Source organism: Brachyspira hyodysenteriae ATCC 27164, from assembly GCF_001676785.2.
Taxonomy (GTDB): domain Bacteria; phylum Spirochaetota; class Brachyspiria; order Brachyspirales; family Brachyspiraceae; genus Brachyspira; species Brachyspira hyodysenteriae.
Genome location: NZ_CP015910.2, coordinates 159,925 through 184,858, shown reverse-complemented (window position 1 = coordinate 184,858; position 24,934 = coordinate 159,925). Strand labels below are relative to the sequence as shown.

Annotated in this window: 19 protein-coding genes and 1 tRNA gene; 9 read left to right on the top strand and 11 right to left on the bottom strand. The window is 28.7% G+C overall.

The genetic code is table 11. The features are described 5' to 3' along the window. The first annotated feature begins 11 nt into the window (after positions 1-11). Positions 12-632, top strand: coding sequence for a cyclase family protein (locus BHYOB78_RS00780; RefSeq protein WP_020064591.1), 621 nt, complete (start codon positions 12-14; stop codon positions 630-632). A 57-nt stretch (positions 633-689) separates the two neighbouring features. Here the strand turns inward: BHYOB78_RS00780 and BHYOB78_RS00775 are convergent, their stop codons facing one another. Together BHYOB78_RS00775 and BHYOB78_RS00770 are read right to left on the bottom strand one after the other, a co-directional pair. Further along, complete coding sequence (locus BHYOB78_RS00775; RefSeq protein ID WP_012671448.1) at positions 690-1,331, bottom strand: hypothetical protein; 642 nt, start codon at positions 1,329-1,331, stop codon at positions 690-692. A gap of 141 nt (positions 1,332-1,472) precedes the next feature. Then, positions 1,473-2,357: an Rpn family recombination-promoting nuclease/putative transposase gene (locus BHYOB78_RS00770; protein WP_020064592.1), complete on the bottom strand. Its 885-nt coding sequence runs from the start codon at positions 2,355-2,357 to the stop codon at positions 1,473-1,475. 153 nt (positions 2,358-2,510) lie between these two features. Here BHYOB78_RS00770 and BHYOB78_RS00765 point away from each other — a divergent pair, with 153 nt between their 5' ends. Continuing rightward, a complete protein-coding gene (locus BHYOB78_RS00765; protein WP_020064593.1) occupies positions 2,511-3,014 on the top strand; it encodes a hypothetical protein in 504 nt (167 codons plus the stop codon). A 282-nt stretch (positions 3,015-3,296) separates the two neighbouring features. Here the strand turns inward: BHYOB78_RS00765 and BHYOB78_RS00760 are convergent, their stop codons facing one another. The 4 genes from BHYOB78_RS00760 to BHYOB78_RS00745 are packed head-to-tail and all read right to left on the bottom strand — an operon-like array spanning position 3,297 to position 5,887. Continuing rightward, the gene (locus BHYOB78_RS00760) at positions 3,297-3,851 is read right to left on the bottom strand and encodes a 2-oxoacid:ferredoxin oxidoreductase subunit gamma family protein (protein ID WP_012671445.1); all 555 of its coding nucleotides are present in this window, start codon (positions 3,849-3,851) and stop codon (positions 3,297-3,299) included. A 13-nt stretch (positions 3,852-3,864) separates the two neighbouring features. After that, positions 3,865-4,599: a thiamine pyrophosphate-dependent enzyme gene (locus tag BHYOB78_RS00755; protein WP_020064594.1), complete on the bottom strand. Its 735-nt coding sequence runs from the start codon at positions 4,597-4,599 to the stop codon at positions 3,865-3,867. After that, entirely contained in the window at positions 4,596-5,654 is a 1,059-nt protein-coding gene (locus BHYOB78_RS00750) for a 3-methyl-2-oxobutanoate dehydrogenase subunit VorB (RefSeq protein ID WP_020064595.1), read from the bottom strand. The genes BHYOB78_RS00755 and BHYOB78_RS00750 overlap by 4 nt, the downstream gene beginning before the upstream one ends. Next, on the bottom strand, positions 5,654-5,887 hold the full coding sequence (locus BHYOB78_RS00745) for a 4Fe-4S dicluster domain-containing protein (protein ID WP_012671442.1): 234 nt from the start codon (positions 5,885-5,887) through the stop codon (positions 5,654-5,656). The genes BHYOB78_RS00750 and BHYOB78_RS00745 overlap by 1 nt, the downstream gene beginning before the upstream one ends. Before the next feature lie 245 nt (positions 5,888-6,132). Here BHYOB78_RS00745 and BHYOB78_RS00740 point away from each other — a divergent pair, with 245 nt between their 5' ends. After that, positions 6,133-8,535 (top strand): tetratricopeptide repeat protein, encoded by a 2,403-nt coding sequence (locus BHYOB78_RS00740; protein ID WP_065203222.1) that lies wholly within the window; start codon positions 6,133-6,135, stop codon positions 8,533-8,535. Positions 8,536-9,054: 519 nt separating this feature from the next. Here BHYOB78_RS00740 and BHYOB78_RS00735 read toward each other — a convergent pair. The 4 genes from BHYOB78_RS00735 to BHYOB78_RS00720 all read right to left on the bottom strand — a co-directional run bounded on the left by BHYOB78_RS00735 (position 9,055) and on the right by BHYOB78_RS00720 (position 15,833). After that, positions 9,055-10,458 carry an L-cystine transporter gene (locus BHYOB78_RS00735; RefSeq protein ID WP_020064597.1) on the bottom strand — a complete coding sequence of 468 codons (1,404 nt, stop codon included), beginning with the start codon at positions 10,456-10,458 and terminating at the stop codon, positions 9,055-9,057. 341 nt (positions 10,459-10,799) lie between these two features. After that, entirely contained in the window at positions 10,800-12,026 is a 1,227-nt protein-coding gene (pepT, locus tag BHYOB78_RS00730) for a peptidase T (protein ID WP_020064598.1), read from the bottom strand. A gap of 490 nt (positions 12,027-12,516) precedes the next feature. Beyond that, a complete protein-coding gene (locus tag BHYOB78_RS00725; protein ID WP_012671438.1) occupies positions 12,517-14,781 on the bottom strand; it encodes a thiamine pyrophosphate-dependent enzyme in 2,265 nt (754 codons plus the stop codon). A gap of 14 nt (positions 14,782-14,795) precedes the next feature. Further along, complete coding sequence (locus tag BHYOB78_RS00720) at positions 14,796-15,833, bottom strand: 2-oxoacid:ferredoxin oxidoreductase subunit gamma family protein (protein ID WP_012671437.1); 1,038 nt, start codon at positions 15,831-15,833, stop codon at positions 14,796-14,798. A gap of 392 nt (positions 15,834-16,225) precedes the next feature. Here BHYOB78_RS00720 and BHYOB78_RS00715 point away from each other — a divergent pair, with 392 nt between their 5' ends. The 4 genes from BHYOB78_RS00715 (at position 16,226) to BHYOB78_RS00700 (ending at position 21,651) form a co-directional block, all read left to right on the top strand. Continuing rightward, entirely contained in the window at positions 16,226-18,070 is a 1,845-nt protein-coding gene (locus BHYOB78_RS00715; protein ID WP_047109380.1) for a methyl-accepting chemotaxis protein, read from the top strand. A gap of 43 nt (positions 18,071-18,113) precedes the next feature. Continuing rightward, positions 18,114-19,958 carry a methyl-accepting chemotaxis protein gene (locus tag BHYOB78_RS00710; protein ID WP_065203223.1) on the top strand — a complete coding sequence of 615 codons (1,845 nt, stop codon included), beginning with the start codon at positions 18,114-18,116 and terminating at the stop codon, positions 19,956-19,958. A 100-nt stretch (positions 19,959-20,058) separates the two neighbouring features. Next, a complete protein-coding gene (locus tag BHYOB78_RS00705) occupies positions 20,059-21,171 on the top strand; it encodes a hypothetical protein (protein WP_020064749.1) in 1,113 nt (370 codons plus the stop codon). 60 nt (positions 21,172-21,231) lie between these two features. Next, positions 21,232-21,651: a PepSY-like domain-containing protein gene (locus BHYOB78_RS00700; RefSeq protein ID WP_012671433.1), complete on the top strand. Its 420-nt coding sequence runs from the start codon at positions 21,232-21,234 to the stop codon at positions 21,649-21,651. A gap of 143 nt (positions 21,652-21,794) precedes the next feature. Here BHYOB78_RS00700 and BHYOB78_RS00695 read toward each other — a convergent pair. Continuing rightward, a tRNA-Ala gene (locus BHYOB78_RS00695) sits at positions 21,795-21,868 on the bottom strand. 519 nt (positions 21,869-22,387) lie between these two features. On the opposite strand from BHYOB78_RS00695, the gene BHYOB78_RS00690 reads away from it, so the two are divergent. Together BHYOB78_RS00690 and trmD are read left to right on the top strand one after the other, a co-directional pair. Next, positions 22,388-23,953, top strand: coding sequence for a hypothetical protein (locus BHYOB78_RS00690; RefSeq protein ID WP_020064750.1), 1,566 nt, complete (start codon positions 22,388-22,390; stop codon positions 23,951-23,953). Positions 23,954-24,184: 231 nt separating this feature from the next. Continuing rightward, positions 24,185-24,919 (top strand): tRNA (guanosine(37)-N1)-methyltransferase TrmD, encoded by a 735-nt coding sequence (trmD, locus tag BHYOB78_RS00685; protein WP_020064751.1) that lies wholly within the window; start codon positions 24,185-24,187, stop codon positions 24,917-24,919. Positions 24,920-24,934 lie beyond the last annotated feature (15 nt).

Here is a 24,934-nt window from a genome sequence, read left to right as displayed (position 1 = left end):
AGTAAAAAAATATGATAATAGATCTTTCAGCTGAAATATACGACAATATGCCTCATTATCCTGATGATATTGATGTTAAAGTTTCAGCTGAAAATTATGAATACTTTAATATTACAAATATATCTATGTGCGTGCATACTGCAACTCATATTGATACGCCTCTTCATTGCATAAATGATAAAGATTCTGCAGCAAGTATAGATTTGAATTATTTCATTGGAAATGCATATTGCATAGATATAATACCTAATAAAGATAATCAAATAAATTTTGATGATAATTTTGATTTCAATATAATAAAAGAATGCAGTATACTTCTTATTAATACTTTCTGGCATAAGAATATTAATTCAGAAAATTATTATAAAAACTTTCCATATTTGAGTAAAAGTTTTGCATATAAGCTGATAAATTTAAAAATAAAAACTATAGGAATAGATACTCCTTCAGTTGATTCAATCTCAAATAATAACTTGATACATAATATTTTATTTTCGCATGATATATGTATTGTAGAAAATCTTACAAATTTAGAAAAAGTATCCAATAAAAAATTCTTTTTCAGTGCTGCACCTTTAAAAATTAAAGGCAGTGAAGGTTCTCCTGTAAGAGCTTATGCTATTATAGATTAATAATAAAAAAACCATGTCAGAAATTCTGCATGGTTTTTATTATTTAAATTAAAATTATTAGAATCTTATACCTATTTGACCGCCTATATCAAATCCTCCAAATGTTATTTTTGGAGAAACTTCTTTATATTCCATAACAGGGAAATCATAAGACATATAAATACCTAAAGTGAAATTATATAATAAAAGAAAATCTAAAGTTGCTTTAAGGTATGGTATATATAAATTATTATATTGATTTTGTAAATCTTTTAAAGAGTATGAATTCCTTTGTTCTCCGCCGCTATTTTCTTTGGAATAACTGCTTCCTCCGAGAGGGAATTTTACACCTGCTCCAACACCTATAGACAAAAATAATATATCAATTTTAGGCATTAATCCAACACCCAAACTATCAAATGTTAAGTTACCTTTACTAATATCTGATTTATAGGCAAATACATCTCTTTGATATCCAAAATCTAATGCTATTCCCAAAGATAATACACTTAAATCAAAATAATAATTAGGCCTTAAATATACACCGAATTCAAACCCTCCGTCAGGTTTATAAGTTTTACTTTCTTTACCGTCTTCATAAATAAAACCAATACCTGCTCCCAAAGGTACAGTTAAATCAACTCCGAATCCGCTTTTAGCCATAAGATTTGCACTTATAGTTATTATTAACATTGCTGTTATAAGTAAAATTTTCTTCATAATATATATCCTTTTTATATAAAATTGAATGCTTCTTATAATATAATAATATTATAACTTTTTTCAACTATTATATTTATATTATTTCATCATAATATAAATAACAACTATAAAAATAAGAATGAGATAAAATATATATAATTATAGTTTTTCTATTTCTTCTATACTTAAATCTGTATTTTCACTTATTATTTTTATATCTATGCCAGATTTTTTTAATTTTTTAGCTATAGATATTTGCTGCTCCTTTTTACCTTGTTCTATACCTTCTTTTATTCCCTCTTTTATACCCTCTTCTCTTTCTCTTTTAAGCATTATGGTTTGTCCATATAAAAATGCATCTCTGGCATTATAAACTTCCATTTCTTCCTCACTAGATATAAATCTTTCATATTTATCTATTACTTTAGGCATAATATAATTAACCTCCTTTAATTTATCTTTAACTTTGTATAAATCTTTAACTGTAAAAAACTCAATCCAAGATAATATTTTATTTTTCTTAATATCATCTATATTTGAATTATTTAAAATTTTTATAAACCTTGGTATTTCTATTATATGCATCTGCATCATATCTAATGATACATTATGATTTTCAGTGTCTATTAATTTAAAACATCTATGAGCTTTACCTTCATCATTAAAGTCCATATTAAAATTCACAAAATTAATACTTATAACTTGACTAATAATATCATAAGATTCATTTTCATTAAGTTCACTAACAATATTTTTTGATATATAATAAAATATTCTTTTTACAAAATCTATATTTCCTGATAATTGCACTTCTATAATAATTTTTTTATTATCTTTAGTAATTGCCTTAACATCAAGTACTGATTCTTTAAGATTAATATTTTCAGGCAGATTATGAGGATTGATAATTTCTAAATTATGTACTTCTTCAAAACCTGAATCTATAAGCACACAATTTACTATATTTTCAAGTATATCTTCATTACCAATAGAGCCTAAAAGATAACGCACAAAATAATCGTTCATTCTGTTAATATTTCTCATAATAAAATTATAACAAATAAATATATAAAAGTAAATTAAGAATAATATCTATTAGTCAGTATAATTTTTTAAATAAAATATAATAATGGCAATTTTTGTCATTGGTATATGATGTAATATTAATATAATAAATAATATTTATAGGAGTGTTTTATGCCCGAATTTTATTATGCTAGCATTGAGATAATAATATTTGCTAAATTATTATTAATTATTATATTAATACGCATTGCTCTATTTATAAACAGTAATTTTTATAATTATCGTAATGATTTTTTAAACTATTGTTATAATCATAAAAAACCTTTTTTTAGAAGTGAAAAAAAACACCATGAGAGAGAGTTGGGTGTATTTAATTCTTATTATAAACCTAAAATGGTAAAAATTAAGAAAATATCTGGAACTGTACTAATTGTTTTATTTGCTTGTATATTTGGTACAGCTTTTGATTTTGCTTTTCTTCTTTTTAAAAAAGATATTATTATAACTTTATTTTCTAAATTTAATATATATTTTATAAATAATATCATTTCTAATAGTAAAACTATGTTTATACTTTTTATTGTATATTATGCTGTAATAGCTGTTTATGGAATAATAAGAATAATAATTATTTTTAATACTGATTATCATAATAAATTACATGAACATCAATAATTAATTTTCATTAAAAGTCTTGAATATTTTATAATACTCGAGACTCTTTTTTAGTTGGTTAAATTATTAAAATATTGATATTAATTAATCTCTGCTTTTTTATTTATAAATAAAAAATTAATCGTAAAAAGAGCCTGCCATTTTTCAAATAGCAGGCACTCGTAATTTTTTATCTCAAACTTTTTTATTGATTAAATACTTTCTTCTATTAAGACACTAAATCCTTAACCGCATCGCGTCCGGCATTTAAGGCCTTTTTTATTTATTAAAAATTTTCTTATATTAAGATACCAAATCCTTAACTGCATCACGTCCGGCATTTAAGGCCTTTTCATTAGACGGAAGAAAATCTTTCTTACGCTCTCCGAATACCTTCAAAAATGCCTGCTGTACACTGTCAAATGATACTATATTATGAAGTGTAAGCAAAGCACCAAGCATAACCATATTGGCAGATTTTGGATTGCCTATATCGCCTGCAATTTTATTTGCTTCAACATAAGCCACTTTTATATCATCTCTTGAAGCCTTTTTATCTATCAAAGATGAATTTATTAAAAGTATTCCATTAGGAAGAACATCTTTTTCAAATTTGGTAAGAGAAGGAAGATTCATAATAACAGCAGCATTGGCATCATGAGAAATCATAGGAGAACCTACAAGTTCATCGCTTACAACTACAGAACAATTAGCAGTACCTCCCCTCATCTCAGGGCCATAAGAAGGACACCAAGTAACATGCTTATTTTCTATCATTCCGGCATAGGCTATCATCTGTCCCATAGACATAACACCCTGTCCGCCGAATCCTGCAAAAATAATTCTTTCTGTACTCATTACTGCCTCCTTATTAAGCGTCATTTCTAAAATTTCCTAAAGGATAATGAGGAATCATATATTCTCTTATCCATTTATGCGATTCAGTAGGTGCTATTCCCCAGTTAGTAGTACAGCTTGTAAGCATTTCTACTATAGAGAATCCCTTTCCTGCCACCTGATTTTCAAAAGCTTTTTTAGTTGCCATTTTAGCCTTTCTAATATTTGCAGGACTGTCTAAAGCAACTCTCTCAACAAAAGTAGCTCCTTCCAAAGTGGCAAGCATTTCGCATACTCTTATAGGTTTGCCTGCTCTGTGGAAATCTCTTCCAGCTTGTGTTGTAGTTGTTCTTTGTCCCTCCAAAGTAGTAGGAGCCATCTGTCCGCCTGTCATTCCGTAAATAGCATTATTCAAAAATATTACTGTAATATTTTCACCTCTTGCAGCTGCATGTACTATCTCAGCAGTACCTATTGCCGCTAAATCTCCGTCTCCTTGAAGAGTGAATACTACACTGTCATGAATAGCTCTTTTTATACCTGTAGCAACAGCCGGAGCCCTTCCATGTGCCGCCTGCTGCATATCGCAATTAAAATATTTATAAGCAAGTACAGAACAGCCTACTGAAGCTATTCCAACAGCTCTGTCAAGTACATTAAGTTCTTCTAAACATTCAGCTATTATTCTCTGAGCAGTTCCATGCATACATCCATGACAATAATGTGTCCTGGCATCTGTTAATCCTTTTGATTTTTCAAATACTGTCATAATAAACCTCCTGCCAAAGTTCTCACATTATCTATTATCTCATGAGAAGTAGGCACTAAACCTCCAGCCTTTCCATAGAATTTAACTGGAACTTTACATTCTACTGCAAGTTTTACATCATCAACCATCTGCCCCATACTAAGTTCAATACTTATATACATTTTGCAATTAGGATTATCAAATGCTTTAACAGGAAAAGGCCATAAAGTTTGAGGTCTAATCATACCTACTTTTTTACCTTCCTCTCTAAATTTATCAACAACACCTCTTACAACTCTTGAAATAGTACCATAAGAAACAAATATTAATTCTGCATCATCAGTATTATATTTTTCTGCTCTTGCCTCTTTCTCTTTTATTTCATCGTATTTTTTCTGCAAATGAATATTATGTTCATATAATAATTCAGGCTCTAAATAGAGAGAGTTAATTATATTATTATTTTCTCTTTTTCCCCTTTTTCCGCATGCTGCCCAAGTTTTTTCTTTTATCTCATACTTTGGCTTATACACTATATCTACAGGCTCCATCATCTGTCCAATATATCCGTCAGCAGCAACATAAACAGGTGTTCTGTAATGATCAGCTATATCAAAAGCCTCCATTATCATATCTGCTGCTTCCTGTAAATTGGCAGGTGCTAAAACAGGACAATTATAATCCCCATCTCCTCCGCCTTTAGTCATCATATTATAATCGCTTTGAGAAGGCTGTATACTTCCAAGTCCAGGACCTCCTCTCATAACATTAAGTATAACAGCAGGTACTTCAGCACCGGCAAGATATGATATACCCTCTTGTTTTAAAGCTATACCAGGTGAAGAAGAAGAAGTCATAGCTCTAACTCCAGCACCGCCTGCCCCATAAACCATATTAATAGCAGCAACTTCGCTTTCTGCCTGTACAAATGCACCGCCTGATTCATACATAGCTTTAGACATAAATTCAGGTATCTCATTCTGCGGTGTAATAGGATACCCAAAAAAACATTTACATCCTGCAGCAATAGCCGCACTAGCCATAGCCTCATTTCCTTTCATTAATGTTCTAGCCATTATTTAGCCTCCTCTTTATCTAACCTTTCAACTGTTATACATATATCCGGACACATCATAGCACAATTAGCACAGCCTATACATTTCTCCATATCAGTAACAGCTGCTGGATAATACCCCCAAGAATTCATATTTTCTTTATCTAAATACAGTATCTTAGTTGGACAAACAGATATGCAGTTAGAACATCCTTTACATTGTTCTCTATCAATAGTAACTCTACCTTTAGCCATATACCCTCCTTTTATTGATATTAAACTTTATTAATATAATATAATAAAAAAACATTTCGGTACAATACCGGAACAATATTATATTATATTGAAAAATATTGATTTGTCAAAATTTATGATAAAAATTAAAATAAATCAATGAATAGTATTAACTATTATTATGAATAATATTAACTATTATATATAGTAATTATTGTAATTTTGTATATAATTATAAGGATAAGCTATTATTGGAGTAATGATTGATGAATATGGATGATAAAAAGAATATAGAAAGACTATTTGATTTGGGAAATGATGCCTTTATCAGTAAAGATTATGAAAAAGCAATAAAGTATTTAGATGAGGTGATAGATATATATAATAGAGATATTATCGCATATTCAGACAGCGAATTTATAATATATAGTGATTCTTATGATAATGAAGATGAGGAAGAAGGAAAAAATATAAATGATGAAGATATAAATAATACTCATAATATTTTAGTAGATACTTACTATAATAGAGGGCTATCATATTTCAATTTAAAAAACTATGAGGAAGCTATTAAAGATTTTGATAAGGTAATAGAATTATCACCGGAAAAATCAAATGCATACTACAATAGAGGACATTCTAAATCATATTTAGGAAAATATGAAGAAGGTATTAAAGATTTTAAGAAGGTATTAGAGTTTAATGAAGATGATGCTGAAGCTATATACTATATAGGATTAGGATATTTTTATTTGGGAAGATATCAGGAAGCCATAAAAAACTTTGATATAGCTTTATTATTAGATGATGAAATCGATGATGCATACTATTACAGAGGACATTCCAAAAGATATCTTAATATGTATGAAGAAGCATTATCCGATTTTAATAAAATTGTAGAATTAAGAGATTATGACAGTGATTCATATTATTCCAAAGCTTTAACAGAATTTTTCTTAGGATTATATGAAGATGCCATTAAAGATTTTGATAAAGCTATTGAATTAGACGGTAATTATTCTAATGCCTATTATTTCAGAGGGCTTACTAAAAATAGTTTAGAATTATATAAAGATGCTATGGACGATTATAAAAAAGCATTAGAATATGCAGACGAGGATAATATTATCAGCATATATAATGATATGGGACTTCTAGAATACAAGTTAGGAAATTATAAAGAATCTATTAATTATTATACAAAAATAATAGAAATAAATGATGATATATATTATTCATACTATAACAGAGCATTAGCTGAAGAATCTTTACAGCTATATGAAGATGCTTTAAAAGATTATAATAAGGCTATAGAATTAAATCCTGAAGATACTTATTCATACAACAATAGAGGACTTATAAAAAATGAAATGCAGATGTATGATGAGGCATTAGAGGATTATAATAAAGCAATAGAATTAGAACAAAATGATGCATATTTATATAATAATAGAGCGTTACTAAAAGGCAGGATGCATTTATATAAAGAAGCTATAGAAGATTTTGATAGGGCTATTTCATTGTATGATAGAGACTGTGAATTTTATTATTATAGAGGGCTTACTAATTCATATTTAAATGAGCTAGATGAAGCTTTACAATATATAAATAAAGCCATAGAACTAGATCCTAACTATATTAATGCATACAATGAAAGAGGTCTTATACATTATAGAAATAGTAATTACGACTTAGCTATTAAAGATTTCAAGAAAGTAATAGAGATGGATAATGAAAGCGTATATGCTAATTATCATTTAGCTTTATCTTATGATGCTTTAGAAGAATATGAAACTGCTTTAAAATATTATGCAAGAGTTATTGAACTTGATCCAAATACTCCTGATTCATATTATAACAGGGCTTTAGCAGAAATTGAAATGGAATTATACAATGAAGCTATAGAAGATTTTTATAAAGTAATTGATATTGATAATACTATAATAGATGCTTATTTTAATATAGGAATATGTTATGATTCTTTGAAAGAGCATCAAAAAGCTATAGACTGCTACACTAAAGTTATTGAAGCTGATAAATCTTCTATTGATGCTTATTATAACAGAGGATTAAGCAAAGTAGAATTAAAACTTTATAATGAGGCTTTTGAAGATTATATAAGGGCTTTAGAAATTGATCCTAAATATGCTAATGCTTATAATGGCATAGGTTTTTCAAAGACAAAATATTCTAACAATGAATTTAAAAACGGCAGTACTCAAAGAGCTATAGATTTACTCAATGATGCTTTATTATATTATGAAAAAGGATTAGCTTTAAAGATAAATGATAATTTAAATAATGCTTCAATTTATGATAGTATGGGATATACCACTACAAAATTAGCTAATATTTATTTATCAATGAAAGATAATGACAATGCTTACAAATACTATAATAATGCTTTATTATGTTTTAGATATGCTTTAAAACTAAATAGTAAACATGCTCTGGCTCATAACAGCATAGCGTACATTTATATACAATTAGACAAAATGAACAATAAGAAAAATATTTTTAATGAAGAGGCTTACAAATATTTTTCTGATGCATACAGCTTTGCTAAAAAAGATGATAAAAAATTAATAGAGAAATGTATCATCTCATTAGCCAAAGACAATATAAAAACTGCTGTAGATTTTTGTGCTAATAACAATATAGAGTTTTAATTTACGCACGGTAAACTAAATAAAAAATATAAATTAATTTAGTATTCAAATTTTGCTATATATAAAAATAGATAAATCGTGCGGTGTATTAAATTAAAAATCTAATCTGCACTTGGGCGGGTGCTATAATTTCTTCATTAGCTTTAAGTATAAATAAATTGAAAATAGCAGATTACAGCAATAAAGAATAAAGGGTGGGGTATGTAAATAAAGCTTTAAAACTTAATTACATTTTCCCACCCTTTAGACTTTTTAATTTATTCTGTCATTTTTAAATTATTTTTCTTTTTAGTTTTAACATGTTATTTTAGCCACCCACCCAAGTTTTTTTTAAATTTATAGAGAATATACCGCAACCATAACAAAACTAAAAATATAAATTTATATTATAATTCAAATTTTATTATGTTTTTAAATTTTGTTCATCATGCGTTTATTAGAATTTTGATATTTAATATAAAAATAGGTATCCCAATTTGTTTGGAATACCTAAAACTTTTATTATAATATTTTAATTAATTACATAGCTTCCGCTTCATTAGAACCGGTATTATCACTAGAATTGAATTTGTCCATATCCACTTCCTTGCAGATTTTTCCTGTAACAGCAGCAGTAACCATACCATCATTAACATTAAGCATAGTTCTTCCCATATCAATAAGAGGCTCTATTCCTAAAAGTATAGCTACCAATCCCACAGGAAAACCTAAAGCTGAAAGTGTAATCAAAGCAGCATTTGTAGCACCTCCTCCAACTCCGGCAATACCAAAACTTCCAATAGCAATTATTATAACAGCTTTTATTAAGAATGCAGGTTCAAGAGGATTAATTCCTAAAGTAGGTGCAATCATAGCAACTACCATAGCAGGATAAATACCAGCACATCCATTCTGCCCTATAGTTACGGCAAGAGAAGCTGATAAATTTGAAACTCCTTCAGATATCCCCATTTTATCTTTTAAAGCTGAAACAGTTAAAGGCAAAGTACCTGCACTTGTTCTTGATGAGAAAGCAAATGTTAAAACTGTAAATGCTTTAGTGTAATATTTGATAGGATTATATCCAAATATCATAAGTATTATACTATGAACTATAAGCATAATTATTATGGATATATAAGAAGCTAAAAGGAATTGACCTAATTGAGCGAATGCATTCAAATCGCTAGTAGCCATGAATTTAGCCATAAGAGCTAATACACCGAATGGAGTTAATCTCATAACGAAAGCTACTATCTTCATAACAACATCATGTAAAGACTGCATAATCTTTTGAAAGAATTCAAATACTTCAGGCTTTTTCTTTCTAAGTCCCAAAGCAGAAGAACCCACTAAAGCTGCAAAAAATACAACTGAAAGTGTAGGCGATCCTCCCATACCGGCTAATGCTGCAAATGGATTTGTAGGTATAATATCTAATAATTGCTGAGGGACAGGTCTTGATGAAAACTCTTCCAATCTTCCCTCATAATTTGAAGCCCCTTTTGATATATCTCCTACCAATGACTGAAGTTTTGAAGCATCTAAACCAAAACCTTTAGCTGCTAAAAATCCTACTAAAGCAGATATTGCTGTTGTTATCATTAGTACAGCGATGATTATCATAGTCATTTTACCTAGATTGTTACTATTGCCTTTTATATTAATAAGTGCCATAGTAATAGAAACAAAAATCAAAGGCATGACTAACATTTGTAGAAGTCTTACATAACCGTTACCTACTACATTATACCAAACAATACTTTGATTTACTATTTCCATATTTGATGCATAAACAGTTCTAAGTACAAATCCCAAAGCCAAGCCTAAAACTAAAGCTGACAATACTCTAATTGTGAAATTCATATGCTTCTTTTGCATAAAATATAGCAGTCCAATTAGAGCCAACAATATTATAACATTAATTACAATATAAAGTCCCATATAAATACTTCCTTTTAATATTTTTAATGCGTTCTAATATAATATAGTTTTGAAAAAATTGATAGTCTTATAATCAGGACTCTTTAACGTACGGTGAGCTTATTTTTTAATATAAATAAAATTTCGATTTTTAATTAGCATAAATTTTAAACATTATTCTGCGTGCGGTGTATACCATAAAAATTTAAATAAATCTTGGGTGGGCAGCTAAAATAACTGTTTGAAATAAAAAAGAAAAATAATTTAAAAATTACAGAATAAATTAAAAATCCTAAAGGGCGGGCATATGTAAGTAAATTTTAAAACTTAATACATACCCGCTCACTTTATTATTTTTTAATTTAATTAGAATATATGCTTACTATTTTTAATATAACCTCTGTCATTTTTTCTAAAGACTGAACAGGAATGTATTCAAATCTGCTATGAAAATTTTCTCCTCCGGCTGATAGATTCGGACAAGGCAATCCTCTAAAAGATAATCTAGCACCATCAGTACCTCCTCTAATAGGTACAATTTTTTCTTTTATACCGCATTCATTAAAAGCTTTTTTAGCATTATCTATCAAATGCATATGAGGAAGTATTTTTTCTTTCATATTAAAATAGCTATCTTTAATATTATAAATGAATGTATTATCCACATATTTCTTATTTAGAAAATCACAAATATCTTTTATTAATTCTTTTTTCTGATTAAACTTCTCTAAATCATGATCTCTTATAATATATTCAAGTTCTGCTTTCTCTTCAGTACCTTCTATATATGATAGATGATAAAAACCTTCATACTTTTCTGTATACTGAGGTTTTTGTTCTGCTGGAAGCATAGAATTAAATTCCATTGCAAATAAAATAGCATTCTTCATTTTATTTTTAGAATATCCTGGATGTACATTGACACCATTAACTGTTATCTTACAAGAGGCAGCATTGAAATTCTCATACTCTATTTCTCCAATCTCTCCTCCGTCTATAGTATAAGCAAAATCTGCATTAAACTTATCAATATCAAAATATTCTATTCCCTCTCCTATTTCTTCATCTGGAGTGAAAGCTATTTTTATTTCTCCATGTTCTATACTTTTATCATTCATTAGAATTTCAGCCATAGTCATAATTTCTGCAATACCGGCCTTATCATCAGCACCTAAAAGAGTAGTTCCATCTGTTACTATTAAATCATTGCCTATATATTTATTTAAATTATTAAATTCTCTGCTGCTCAAAACTATATTTTTTTCTTTATTTAAAACAATATCTTTACCGTCATAATTTTTGATAATATTAGTTTTTATATTTTCTCCCGGTGCATCTTCATTTGTATCTAGATGTGCAATGAATCCCAATTTAGGTTTATTCTCTTTTCCTTTAGAAGCAGGTATTGATGCATATACAAAAGATTTATCATCGACATAAGCATTATCAATACCCATTGTTTTTAATTCATTTACTAAATATTCAGCAAATACTCTTTGTCCTTCTGTACTTGGAGTTTGATTCTCATTTCTGCTGTTTGAAGTAGTATTAAAAGATGTATATTTTATAAATCTCTCATAAGTTTTCATATAATAGTCCTTAAAAATAATACCTATATGTTAACAAAATTATTTAATAATTCAATACATGATTTTTGAATTTATTTACAACCCCACCCTTTAAAATTTTCTGCTTAATCTACACATTTTAACTTAAATTAACTTTATTGTTTTATTAGAAATGTTAGCACCCGCCCAAGTGTTATTTAAATTTAAAAACATATTTAACGCACGTTTAACTTATTTATTTTTTACAGTAAAAATTGTATTTATAAATTAGTTTATATTTATAGTTTCACACTTCGTGCGGTGTGGAAATAAAAAATTTAAATAAGCCTATGGTGGGAGCTATATTTTCAGATTAAGCAATAAAGAAAAAAGAAGTTAAAATTTTTAATTTAAATTTATAAGCATAATGGGTGGGATTCATAATAAAGTTTAAAAACAAAAATAACGGCTGCTAATATTTAATTAACAACCGTTATCTTTATTTATATTCTATTTCTAAGCTATTAACTTATTATAGAACAGGACTTTCATGCATAGCTTTGATTCTAGTCCATCTTCTGTCAACTTCTTTTTGGAAAGAGTCAAGTAAGTCTTGATGTTTAAGAAGGTGTTTAGTTTTACCCATCATTTTCAACCATTCAGTAACAGGTATTTTCTTATCATCAGCTACCATAGTAGTAATAGTAGTGATACCATGTTCAACTTCATATAATGGGAAGAAGCAGCAATCAACAGCAGCTTTAATAACATCTTTACCCATATCATCAGGAGATTTCCAGTTCAATGGACAAGCGATAAGAAGTTTAACAAAAGCAGTACCATGATGATTAGCATACCACTGAGCTTTAGCAGCTTTCTTGATCAAATCTAAAGGATAAGATTCACATCCAGTAGCAACATAAGGTATATGACAACCAGCGAAGATTTGAGCAACATCTTTGTGGTTAAACTGTTTACCAACTTCAGCTTTACCAACGTTAGAAGTAGAAGTTCTATGTCCTATAGGAGTAGAGAATGATAATTGGTTACCAGTGTTCATGTATCCTTCATTATCATATTCTAATATAATCATTTTGTGATTTCTAATAGCAGCACCGATAGAAGGTCCCATACCTATGTCATGACCACCGTCACCAGTAACCATTATGAAAGTAGGATCTTCAGGTCCTTGAATTTCTCCTCTTCTTTTTCTTTCATGATACATTTCAACAACACCAGAAAGAGTAGCAGCACCGTTTTGGAATAAGTTGTGAACATAAGTAGTTCTATAAGAGCTGTAAGGATAACCAGTAGTAACAACCATAGAACAACCAGTATGTACTAAAAGAACAACCTCACCTTCGATACCTTTCATGAAAGTATTGATACCAGAGAAGATACCGCAACCGTTACAAGCACCATGACCTTGAGCATAACGATAAGCTTTACCAGTTAATTCTCTAAGAGGTGGAACTTTAACTTCAAGTTTATGAGTTTGTTCGTTCATAGTAACAGTAATACCAGATTTTTGGCTCTCTAAAGTAAGAGGTTCATGTATAGGTTTCATTTCAACACCAGCATGACCCATATATTGTTCTAAGTAAGAATGTTTTTCAACAGAACCAGGGTTAGCTAATTCTTTTAAACCTAATTCAAATAATTCTTTAGCTTTTTCAAGAGTAAATTCAGTACCGCCAAGACCATAAACTCTGCTCACAATAGAAGATTTATTGTTTACATCGTTTTTCAAAGCAGCTCTGATTTCAGTAGACATATTACCGCCCATACCAGAGTATGAATCTTGTCTGTCACCTACTACTACAACTTTAACATTAGCTAATAATTTTTGTAATTCTTTTTCAGGGAAAGGACGAATTTGAGTGATAGCAAATGCACCTATTTTAAGGTTAGGATTAGCTTTTTTCATTTCGTCAACAGCTAAAGTGCCAGTTTCATAAGCAGAACCGCAAAGCATTAAAGCAACTTCAGCACCTTCCATGTTGTAAGTTTCTATAGGAGAGTATTTTCTTCCAGAAAGAGAAGCAAACTCTTCAAATACATCTAAGATAATAGCTCTAGAATCTTCTAAAGCTTGAGAAAGCTGTAATTTACTTCCAGTTAACTCATCTTCGTTCATGTAAGGTCCAATTGTAACAGGATTTTTTCCTGGTTCAACTGAAGTAACTTCAGGAGTATAAGTACCTAAGAAGTCTTGTACATCCTTATCATTTTTGAATAAGTGTATTTTTTTCTTCTGGTGAGAAGTAAAGAATCCGTCAGAAGAAACTATGATAGGAAGTTTAGCTCTTTCAGCGATTTTTAAAGCAAAGATATTGAAGTCATAAACCATCTGAGTAGTGTGAGCCATAATGATGATCCAACCAGTGTTAAGAGCCATCATAATATCAGATTGGTCACATTTAATATCTAATGGACCAGAAACAGTTCTGTTTACAACGTTTAATACCATAGGGAATCTAGTACCTGCTTGAACAGGTAATTGTTCCATAGCAAAAAGAAGACCGTTAGCAGAAGTAGCATTGAATACTCTACCGCCAGCAGTAGTAGCACCATAACAGATACCAGCAGCACCATGTTCACCGTCACCAGGGATCATGCAAACAGTGTGTCTTCCATTAGCTTTCATTTCATCCAAGTACTCAGCAATTTGAGTAGATGGAGTGATTGGGTAATAACCCATAACGTGATAATTGATTTGAGCGGCTGCAATGGCTGCTAATTCATTACCACTTTCAAGTATGTTTTCTTGTTCAGCAAGATTATATTTGTTAGCCATTTATTCGCTCCTTATTATTTTTTATAACGTCTGTATGTAAGTTCATCAACATTACATTCTGCTTCTACTTCTATTCTTAAAGCTTGTTCTTCTTTAGGAAGCTGTTTAGGAGCATAAGGTCCTTTAGGGCAAGCTCTAACGCATTTTAAGCAGCCTTTACAATATTGATAATCAATACCCATCATATTCATAACATTTGTTTTAGAAGCATCTTTTCTATCAGTACCTCTTTCCCAAACGATACAAAGGTCTGGACAAACAACTTCACAGTTAGCACAGTCTATACAGTTTTTAGGATTGAATACTGGTATATTACCTGTACGAGTAACTTGCAAATCTTTCAAAGTAGAGTTACCAGCAGCATTGATATAACCGCCTGTTAATTGGTTGTTTTTACCATATACAGGTTCTGGTTTTTTGTAAGGTATATATGGATATTTACCATCTGCAGGGAAATCTTTTACTACAGAGTCGCTTCCGCCTCTTCTGAAAGCTTCAACGTTAGGTTCTACTAATTCTGGTTTTTTACCAGAGAATTGCTTTCTAATTTGCTCTTCAAATTTAGCAGAATCTATAAAGTCAAGCTGATTAACCATAGCACCCATAATGATAGTGTTAGCTGCTTGTGAAGGAAGTTTTAAATCATTAGCGATTTTAATAGCATCAACACAAACTACTTTACCACCATGTAATTTAGCAAAGTCTCTTGCTTCATCAGGTGTTTTATTAGTGTTAAAAATAACGATAGCATCTTCTTTAACACCAGCTAATGTCATAGGGTTTTTAAGAAGATTCATATGGAATACAGCCACAACATGAGGCTCTTCTACTGTAGAGTTAACTCTAACTTCTGTATCAGAAAATCTTACGAAAGATTTAACTGGTGAACCTTTCTTTTCTGAACCATAACTTGAGAATGCAGCACCATAGAAACCTTGAGTCAAAACACCTACTTCTGCAAGCATTTTACCAGCACTATTAGCACCCATTCCGCCTATACTTTCGAGACGAATCTCGAAAAAGCCTAAATCATTGACTTTTGGGAGTTTCACGATTTTTTTCTCCTTTATTTAATTAAAATGAGATTTTGGGAATAAACATTAAAAGCATACTACTTATAAAATTAATATACTGTCAATGTTTATATATTGTACTATAAATAAGATAAAAGTCAAATTAATTATCATTATTTTAATGTAGTATGTATATATTTTTATATAAAACATTTATACGATATATTTATGAATATAAAATTTGACATATAATACTTTAGTTATTATACTATATAGTGGTGTTAAGAGTTACTAGGTTTTTCATTAGTAATAATAAAAATTGTTTATCCAAGAATAATCAAACATATTTGATGTATTCCTACAGTTTTTTATATTATAAATCACTAGTATTTTAAAATAATCATTTTTATATATAATTATTGGGGTATATTATGAAAAAGCGCTTTAATAGTCTAAGTATACAAATACCTATTGTAGTTAATATTTTCATAGCAGTTCTTTTGATAGTTTCTATATCCACTTTGGTACATATGTCCAAAACAGCAATAGATAAAGCTTCATATGATGGATTTGCAACTACAATAAAAGGATATTCCACTTTTTTTGATTCTTTAGTAGAAAACCAATTAATTTTAGCAGATACATATTCTTCTTTTACTTTCGTTATAAATTATATGCGAAACAGAAATGCTGAAGCTGAAAACAATATGCTTACCGTATTAAAAATTATGGGAGCAAAAAACCCTTATGTAAAAAGCCTATCTTTGATAGAAGCTAATGGAACTATATTAAATAATTCAGAAGGCAATAATGCTGATGTGGGTAAAAAAGTATCTGATTTATATCCGGACTTATGGAGAAGATACGATGCTGTGAAAAAACCTACTCTATCAGATTCTATATACAAAGATAATAACGGTAAATGGATTACAGCTATAATTGCTCCTGTCAAATCTAGAACTGATAATACTTATCTTGGCGGTATAATGATTATATTAGATTGGCAGAAAGTTATAGACGAAATATCAATAACTGCTGGTGAAGTACTTACACATTGGATAAGATTATGGGTATTTAACAAAGATACTTTACTTGTAATGCATAATGTACCAAGCGAAGTTGGTAAATTAGCTCCTGTAGAAATAAAAACAATAGTTAATAACACTGAAGGAAAATTAGAATTCCAAAATGATGGTATGACTAAAGTATGTTTATATAATTCTCTTAAAGATCAGCCTTGGAAAGTTGGTTTTTCTATGCCTTTAAGCTTCATTGAACAGCAAAGCAGCAGAATATTATTGATAGGAATTATAATAGGAATTGTTGGTATAATATTAAGTTCTATCATAGGATTCTTATATATCAAAAATCTTATCAGTCCTTTGAAAGTACTTGTAGAAGAAGCTGAGGAAATGTCTAGAGGACAATTTGTACTTAGAAAGTTTAAATTCAAAAGAAATGAAATTGGTGATATAGCATATTCATTTAAAAATATGAGAGATGCTATGGTAAAAATTATTAATGAAGTTAATCAGACCTCAGAAAAAATTAATAATGCTGCTTCTAGTTTAGCTCAGGGAAGTGATGATTTATCTGCTAGAACAGATGCTCAGGCTTCTAGTCTTGAAGAAACTGCTTCTGCCATAGAAGAGATGGCTTCTACAATTAAATCATCAGCAGATCATTCTGTAGAGGGAAATGATATGATGATAGCTTCCAAAAAGGCTGTTGAAAATGGAGCAAGTGTTATTACTGAAACCACTAGAAACATAGAAGAAGTTTATGAATCAAGCGAGAAAATTAAAAGCATTACAAAAACAATAGAAGATATAGCATTCCAAACTAATATACTTGCTTTGAATGCTTCTGTTGAGGCAGCAAGAGCCGGAGATCAGGGAAGAGGTTTTGCTGTAGTAGCTTCTGAAGTTAGAAACTTAGCACAAAACTCACAGTCATCAGCTAAAGACATAACTTTACTTATAGAAAACATATACGAAAAGATTAATAAATCTGCTGAAACTGCAAGAGAATCACAGGCTATATTTAATGATATACAATCTAAGATAGACGGCACAGCAAAAATAATGCAGGAGATAAGTACTACAGCAGTAGAACAGCAAACAGGTGTTGATCAAGTAAATATAGCAGTTTCTAAAATAGATGGAATAACTCAGCAAAATGCTGCTTTAGTAGATGAGACTACAAACTATGCTAGAGAATTATTAGAGCAATCTGAAAACTTAAAAAGTATTATGACTTTCTTTAAAATGGATTAAAAAACTATGTAAGATATATATTTATTAGGAGGTATGTATAGCCATGAGAAAAAAAATTAATAGTTTAAGTATACAAATACCTATTGTAGTTAATATTTTTATAGCATTGCTTTTAATTATTTCCATAGCAACTTTAGTACATATGTCTAAAACAGCAATAGATAAAGCTTCATATGACGGATTTGCAACTACAATAAAAGGATATTCTACTTTCTTTGATTCATTAATTGAAAATCAGTTAATCCTGTCAGACACTTATGCTTCTTTTTCTTCTGTAATAAATTATATGGAATACAGAAATCCTGAAGATGAAGCTATTCTTATAGATTCTATGAAATTAGTTGGTGGAAAAAATCCTTATGCTAAAAGCCTATCTTTAACAGAAATTAATGGAACTATAATAAATAATTCAGAAGGCAATAATGCTGATGTAGGTAAAAAAGTATCTGATTTATATCCGGATTTATGGAGAAGATATGATCCTGTAAGAAAACCTACTTTAGCAGATGCTATATATAAAGATAAAGATGGTAAATGGATTACCGCTATAATTGCTCCTGTACATTCAAAAATAGATAATCGTTATCTAGGAGGTTTATTAATTGTAGTAGACTGGCAGAAAGTTATAGATGAAATATCAATAACTGCTGGTGAAGTACTTACACATTGGATAAGATTATGGGTATTTAACAAAGATACTTTACTTGTAATGCATAATGTACCAAGCGAAGTTGGTAAATTAGCTCCTGTAGAAATAAAAACAATAGTTAATAACACTGAAGGAAAATTAGAATTCCAAAATGATGGTATGACTAAAGTATGTTTATATAATTCTCTTAAAGATCAGCCTTGGAAAGTTGGTTTTTCTATGCCTTTAAGCTTCATTGAACAGCAAAGCAGCAGAATATTATTGATAGGAATTATAATAGGAATTGTTGGTATAATATTAAGTTCTATCATAGGATTCTTATATATCAAAAATCTTATCAGTCCTTTGAAAGTACTTGTAGAAGAAGCTGAGGAAATGTCTAGAGGACAATTTGTACTTAGAAAGTTTAAATTCAAAAGAAATGAAATTGGTGATATAGCATATTCATTTAAAAATATGAGAGATGCTATGGTAAAAATTATTAATGAAGTTAATCAGACCTCAGAAAAAATTAATAATGCTGCTTCTAGTTTAGCTCAGGGAAGTGATGATTTATCTGCTAGAACAGATGCTCAGGCTTCTAGTCTTGAAGAAACTGCTTCTGCCATAGAAGAGATGGCTTCTACAATTAAATCATCAGCAGATCACTCTGTAGAGGGAAATGATATGATGATAGCTTCCAAAAAGGCTGTTGAAAATGGAGCAAGTGTTATTACTGAAACCACTAGAAACATAGAAGAAGTTTATGAATCAAGCGAGAAAATTAAAAGCATTACAAAAACAATAGAAGATATAGCATTCCAAACTAATATACTTGCTTTGAATGCTTCTGTTGAGGCAGCAAGAGCTGGAGATCAGGGAAGAGGTTTTGCTGTAGTAGCTTCTGAAGTTAGAAACTTAGCACAAAACTCACAGTCATCAGCTAAAGACATAACTTTACTTATAGAAAACATATACGAAAAGATTAATAAATCTGCTGAAACTGCAAGAGAATCACAGGCTATATTTAATGATATACAATCTAAGATAGACGGCACAGCAAAAATAATGCAGGAGATAAGTACTACAGCAGTAGAACAGCAAACAGGTGTTGATCAAGTAAATATAGCAGTTTCTAAAATAGATGGAATAACTCAGCAAAATGCTGCTTTAGTAGATGAGACTACAAACTATGCTAGAGAATTATTAGAGCAATCTGAAAACTTAAAAAGTATTATGACTTTCTTTAAAATGGATTAATATTGAAATTTTATCAGCTATGAAATTTATTAACAAAAAAATCTTTACTTTTTATATGTTTTAAATTATCATAGCTGATAATTTTATTTTAGGATTATCTATGAAAAACTATATTAAAATAGTGATAACCTCTATCACATTCTTACTGCTATCTAGTTTATTAAATGCTCAAGAAAAATACACAAATGCAATAATGCCTCCGCTTCCAAATGCATTTGATATGTTTATAGGAAGAGAAGGAAACAATGAACTTCCTCAATATATAAAACCAGATTATTTCAGAGATGATTATAAAAGAGAACTTCCAAATCCTAATGATACAAATTTAAGTTTCTTTCAAAAATATCCTCTTGAATTTCATTTAACTACTACCTTTTCTTATGCTGCCCATACTAATACTTTTAACTTGAGAGATACATTTGCAACTATAGGACAAACTTTTCATAACAACTATATACAATTTACAGGGTTTATAACAGCATACGGATATTTTGATACTCATAACCCTGATATAGAATATCCGTATATAAAAGGAAATGCAGGACTTTATGACGGAGGAGTACAGGCTATATTTGTTGATAGAATATTAGTATCAGCTAGAGGCAGAGCAACATTCGATATTAACACTACTACTTTCATGCTTATGCCGCACTATTATGATACTACATTAAATCCTGCAAATATTGATACTCCGGATTATTATATACCTCAAGTATTAAATGGTCCTGGAATAAGAGTAGGATTCATCGGAAATCATTATGAGTTAGCATATTCTCAGGGAGATTTCAGACACAGCATACCTAAGGCAGTTTTATTTAGATTTAATATACCTAATATTGAATTTAGATTCTTATACGAACATGAAAACAGAATGGAGCCTCAGAATTATCATATAAGTTTATTTGAATCATTAGTTCAGGCTTCTGCAACATTAAGATTCCCTTTTATGAATGAAACTATATGGCTTAATGCTATTGCTGAATATACTTGGAGGGAAAATGATGCTCATTATGTTCGTTTGGAGCAGGGTTTTGAATGGTATATGTTAAACATTGCTTTAAGAGAAATGGTGCATATAAAAGATAAAAATGCTAAATTATATTTAGAATATGCTATATTCGGTAAATTCAAAGCAGGTCCTTCTGAATTTAATATAGGTTTCCAAGGCTCTACAGACGGAAGATACTATATTGCTGGAAACGTTAAATTTTAATAACTTGTAGTATTTTATTTATAATATATAATCTACTCTAATAATTTCAGGAGGGTTATAATGAAAAAAATAATATATACAATATTAACTTTATCTATACTATCAATATATGCTTACTGCGGTTCTGTAGCTTTAAGTGAAGTACCAGATGAAGCTATAGCATTTGCCGACAAATATTTTGCTGATTATTATTTATTTAGGGCCACTGAAATGGGAGGTTCTTATACTTTAATATTTAAAGGCGGACTTAAAATATATGTTAATTCATATGGAGAATGGAGAAATGTAAGCGGAGGCGGAGAAGAAATATCTATCGCATACGTAGAAGATAAAGTTCAAAGTGCTATTAAAAAAGAATTTCCTGATGAAAAAGTTGTAAATATACAAAAAAATAGAAAAAATTATAGTATAGAGTTCAAAAGCAGAAAAAAAATAGTTGTAGATTTTGAAGGAAATATCACTAAAAAAGGAAGAGGTTAATTTTTTAAATTAAAAAATAAAAGTACAAGCATAAATTAATATGTTTGTACTTTTTTATTTTAACAATTATTATATTTTCTATTAAAAATAAAAGCATATTTAATAATTAAAGATTTTTATAAACTCAAACAATTAAAGAAAATTGGAGATAATGGGGCTCGAACCCACGACCCTCACAATGCCATTGTGATGCTCTCCCAAACTGAGCTATATCCCCCTTAAAGATTCAAGCATTTTAAATTAATTTTAATTAAAAGTCAATCTATTATACAAGTTTAAATTTTTACTACTTACTAATTCAAAATATTTTAGGGATTAAATCTTTCAAATAACAATTACTTTATTAAAGTAAAGCAAATTATTGTTCTTTTTTTGCTTGCCCAAAAAAGAAACAAAAAAACGGCATTTCTTTTTTGTAAAAAAGAACCAAAAAACAATTACATTATTAAAGGATAGTCTTATATTTCTAGCAAGCCTCAAAAATATAGCCTAACCAATATCAGCATGCGGGCTGTTAGCCATTGTTTAGAATTTTTAATCATCTTATATATTGTTGCTGATTTATATATTTGGTTTATAATTGAATTATAATTTTTAAGTTTTTTATTCAACTTTTATCAAGACTTCGTCAAAGTTGCTTATATACTCGATAAACTCGGATACGCTTTGCAAAAGTGCAAATTTATATAATATTAAAACTTATAAATTTACAATGAAAATTTTTTAAGAGTTTTTTATGACTATTTTAAATGTTAATGATTTAAAAGAATTTAATGAGCAGCCTACCGAATATAATACAGAAGAAGAACTGATTGATTGGCTTAAATGGGATTTGTATCAACAGGCAATTAGAAACGGTAAAATACCAAATGAAAATAATATTGTAACTATCACAGATGAAGAAGAAAAAGAATTTGAAATATTAATAGGAAATATAAATAAAAAAATAATTATTAATGATTACATTGATTTAGAAAATATATTAAAAGATTTTTTAAATAATAGAGAAATTAATTATAAAATTACTTTTTCAAATTTAGAATTAAAAAATACAATAAGAATACATGAAATTATATTTAATAACATTGTACAATTGTTAGATACAAAAATAGGAAAAGTATATTGTGTATATTCACATTTTTTTGATGAAGTAATAATAAAAACTTCTACTTTTGATAATGATATATATTTTGAAGATTGCCATTTTTATAATTCTTTTAAATGTATTAGTTCTAAATTTAGTATGTTCAGAATTATAAATTCAATTTTTAATGAAAAAATTAGATTTGATAATAATGTATTTAACGGATTCACTAATTTTTCTAATTCTATATTTAATAACGAAGTATTTTTTAATGAAAGTTATAGCTCATATTCTAATTTTAATGATATTATTATAATAAACTGCTGTAAATTTAATAATGGAATAATTTTTGAGAATATAGATATAAATGAAGATATGTACATTAGTAATACTAATATTATAAATAGTATAAAGTTCTTTGAAACTTCAATATGTAAAAATATGGAATTATATAACTTAAATATAGATTATATTATTTTTAATAAAATAAAAATGAAAAACAGTAGTACGTATTTATCTTTAATTAATTCTAATGATATAAAAGAACTTTCTTTTGTTGATATTAATATTGATGGGAAAATTAATTTACAAAATATAGAAGTTAATGAAGCAGACTTCAAAGGCTCTATTATTAATGGAGGTTTAATCAATCCTGTTAACTTCAAAGTGAATAAATTCGCTAATCGTGAAAGCGCTTTATTTCTTAAACAGCAGGCTTATGCAGTAAATAACACAATTGATGCTTTACAATATAAGTCTAAAGAAATCGAATGCCATAAAGATGATTTAATAAAATCAGCAAAAGACATTATACAAAATAAAGAATATTCGTTTAGTAAAAAAATAAAAGAATTATATAAAATTGTTGGAGATATAGCCTCAATATATTTAAGTTCTCTATACAGCGATAATGGTCAGAATTGGATTAAGGCTTTATTTATGACTATATTCATAACCATTATTTGTTTTACTGTTTTTTATATTCCTGATTTAACTAAAGCTAATATAATACGTTTATATTATAAAAATCTATTTCCAGAGTTAATAAAATATTTTATACCTACTGATTACAGCCTTATAATAAAATATGCAGCATCTAAACTGAATTTATTTTTTAAAACATTTGGAGTTTTAGTTTATTTTTTAGGTAAAATTTTATTCTGGTACGGCTCAGTGCAGACTGTTCAGGCTTTTAGGAAATTTGCAAAAGGTGCTTGATATAATCAAATTGATTTTTTTAATTTTTCGTATTCACCTATAGCTATATTTATGTATTTTAAAATTTTCATGATTAAAACTCTTGTATGAATTAGTATAACAGTAATAAGGCATTTATCATCAATAAAAAATTTATGACTTACTGATAATAATCTTCAGTATACTTACATCCAAAGTTTTTATTATATTTAAAGCACTTGATATATAGTTTTTATAAAGTATAATGCTAAAATGATAATAGACATTCTTACACTTTTTCCAAAATTTTATGAAAGCACCACTTCTTTTGGTGTTATATCAATGGCTCTCAATGAAAAAAAAATAGATTTAAATATTGAAGATATGAGAGTATACGGAGAAGGCAATTATAAAAAATGCGATGATTATCCTTATGGCGGCGGACCTGGAATGATTATGACTTATAATATTTTTAAAAAATATTTTGACAATCATAAAAAAGGATATACTGTTATTTTTTCGCCATCAGGAAAAACTCTCACTCAGCAAAAAATAAAAGAGTTAGCAGATAAAGAGCATATAACAATGATACTAGGTCATTATGAGGGAATAGATTACAGAGTTGAAGAGAAATATGCAGATGAGGCTTTGAGTATAGGCGATTATGTATTAAGCGGAGGAGAGATACCTGCCCTTTTATTACTAGACGCTATTGCAAGATATAAAGGCGTTATGAATAATGAAGAGTCTGTAATAAGCGATACATTTGAAGAAAATAGCAATGGACTTTTAGAATATGAACAGTATACAAGACCGCCTGAAATAGATAATATGAAAGTACCTGAAATACTTCTTTCAGGAAATCATAAAAATATTAATGAGTACAGAAGAAAAAGAAGCATTATAAAAACTTTTGAAAATAGAGCGGATTTATTTTCAAAAATTAATCTTAGTAAAAAAGATATAGAAACTATTTTTGAATATTTAAAAGAAAATAATAATAAATAATCGGAGTATTTAGGA

Excerpts from the sequence above, each read along its gene's own strand:
- BHYOB78_RS00780 (WP_020064591.1), top strand. The coding sequence starts at position 12 with ATGATAATAGATCTTTCAGCTGAAATATACGACAATATGCCTCATTAT.
- BHYOB78_RS00775 (WP_012671448.1), bottom strand. The coding sequence starts at position 1,331 with ATGAAGAAAATTTTACTTATAACAGCAATGTTAATAATAACTATAAGT.
- BHYOB78_RS00770 (WP_020064592.1), bottom strand. The coding sequence starts at position 2,357 with ATGAGAAATATTAACAGAATGAACGATTATTTTGTGCGTTATCTTTTA.
- BHYOB78_RS00765 (WP_020064593.1), top strand. The coding sequence starts at position 2,511 with ATGCCCGAATTTTATTATGCTAGCATTGAGATAATAATATTTGCTAAA.
- BHYOB78_RS00760 (WP_012671445.1), bottom strand. The coding sequence starts at position 3,851 with ATGAGTACAGAAAGAATTATTTTTGCAGGATTCGGCGGACAGGGTGTT.
- BHYOB78_RS00755 (WP_020064594.1), bottom strand. The coding sequence starts at position 4,599 with ATGACAGTATTTGAAAAATCAAAAGGATTAACAGATGCCAGGACACAT.
- BHYOB78_RS00750 (WP_020064595.1), bottom strand. The coding sequence starts at position 5,654 with ATGGCTAGAACATTAATGAAAGGAAATGAGGCTATGGCTAGTGCGGCT.
- BHYOB78_RS00745 (WP_012671442.1), bottom strand. The coding sequence starts at position 5,887 with ATGGCTAAAGGTAGAGTTACTATTGATAGAGAACAATGTAAAGGATGT.
- BHYOB78_RS00740 (WP_065203222.1), top strand. The coding sequence starts at position 6,133 with ATGAATATGGATGATAAAAAGAATATAGAAAGACTATTTGATTTGGGA.
- BHYOB78_RS00735 (WP_020064597.1), bottom strand. The coding sequence starts at position 10,458 with ATGGGACTTTATATTGTAATTAATGTTATAATATTGTTGGCTCTAATT.
- pepT (WP_020064598.1), bottom strand. The coding sequence starts at position 12,026 with ATGAAAACTTATGAGAGATTTATAAAATATACATCTTTTAATACTACT.
- BHYOB78_RS00725 (WP_012671438.1), bottom strand. The coding sequence starts at position 14,781 with ATGGCTAACAAATATAATCTTGCTGAACAAGAAAACATACTTGAAAGT.
- BHYOB78_RS00715 (WP_047109380.1), top strand. The coding sequence starts at position 16,226 with ATGAAAAAGCGCTTTAATAGTCTAAGTATACAAATACCTATTGTAGTT.
- BHYOB78_RS00710 (WP_065203223.1), top strand. The coding sequence starts at position 18,114 with ATGAGAAAAAAAATTAATAGTTTAAGTATACAAATACCTATTGTAGTT.
- BHYOB78_RS00705 (WP_020064749.1), top strand. The coding sequence starts at position 20,059 with ATGAAAAACTATATTAAAATAGTGATAACCTCTATCACATTCTTACTG.
- BHYOB78_RS00700 (WP_012671433.1), top strand. The coding sequence starts at position 21,232 with ATGAAAAAAATAATATATACAATATTAACTTTATCTATACTATCAATA.
- BHYOB78_RS00690 (WP_020064750.1), top strand. The coding sequence starts at position 22,388 with ATGACTATTTTAAATGTTAATGATTTAAAAGAATTTAATGAGCAGCCT.
- trmD (WP_020064751.1), top strand. The coding sequence starts at position 24,185 with ATGATAATAGACATTCTTACACTTTTTCCAAAATTTTATGAAAGCACC.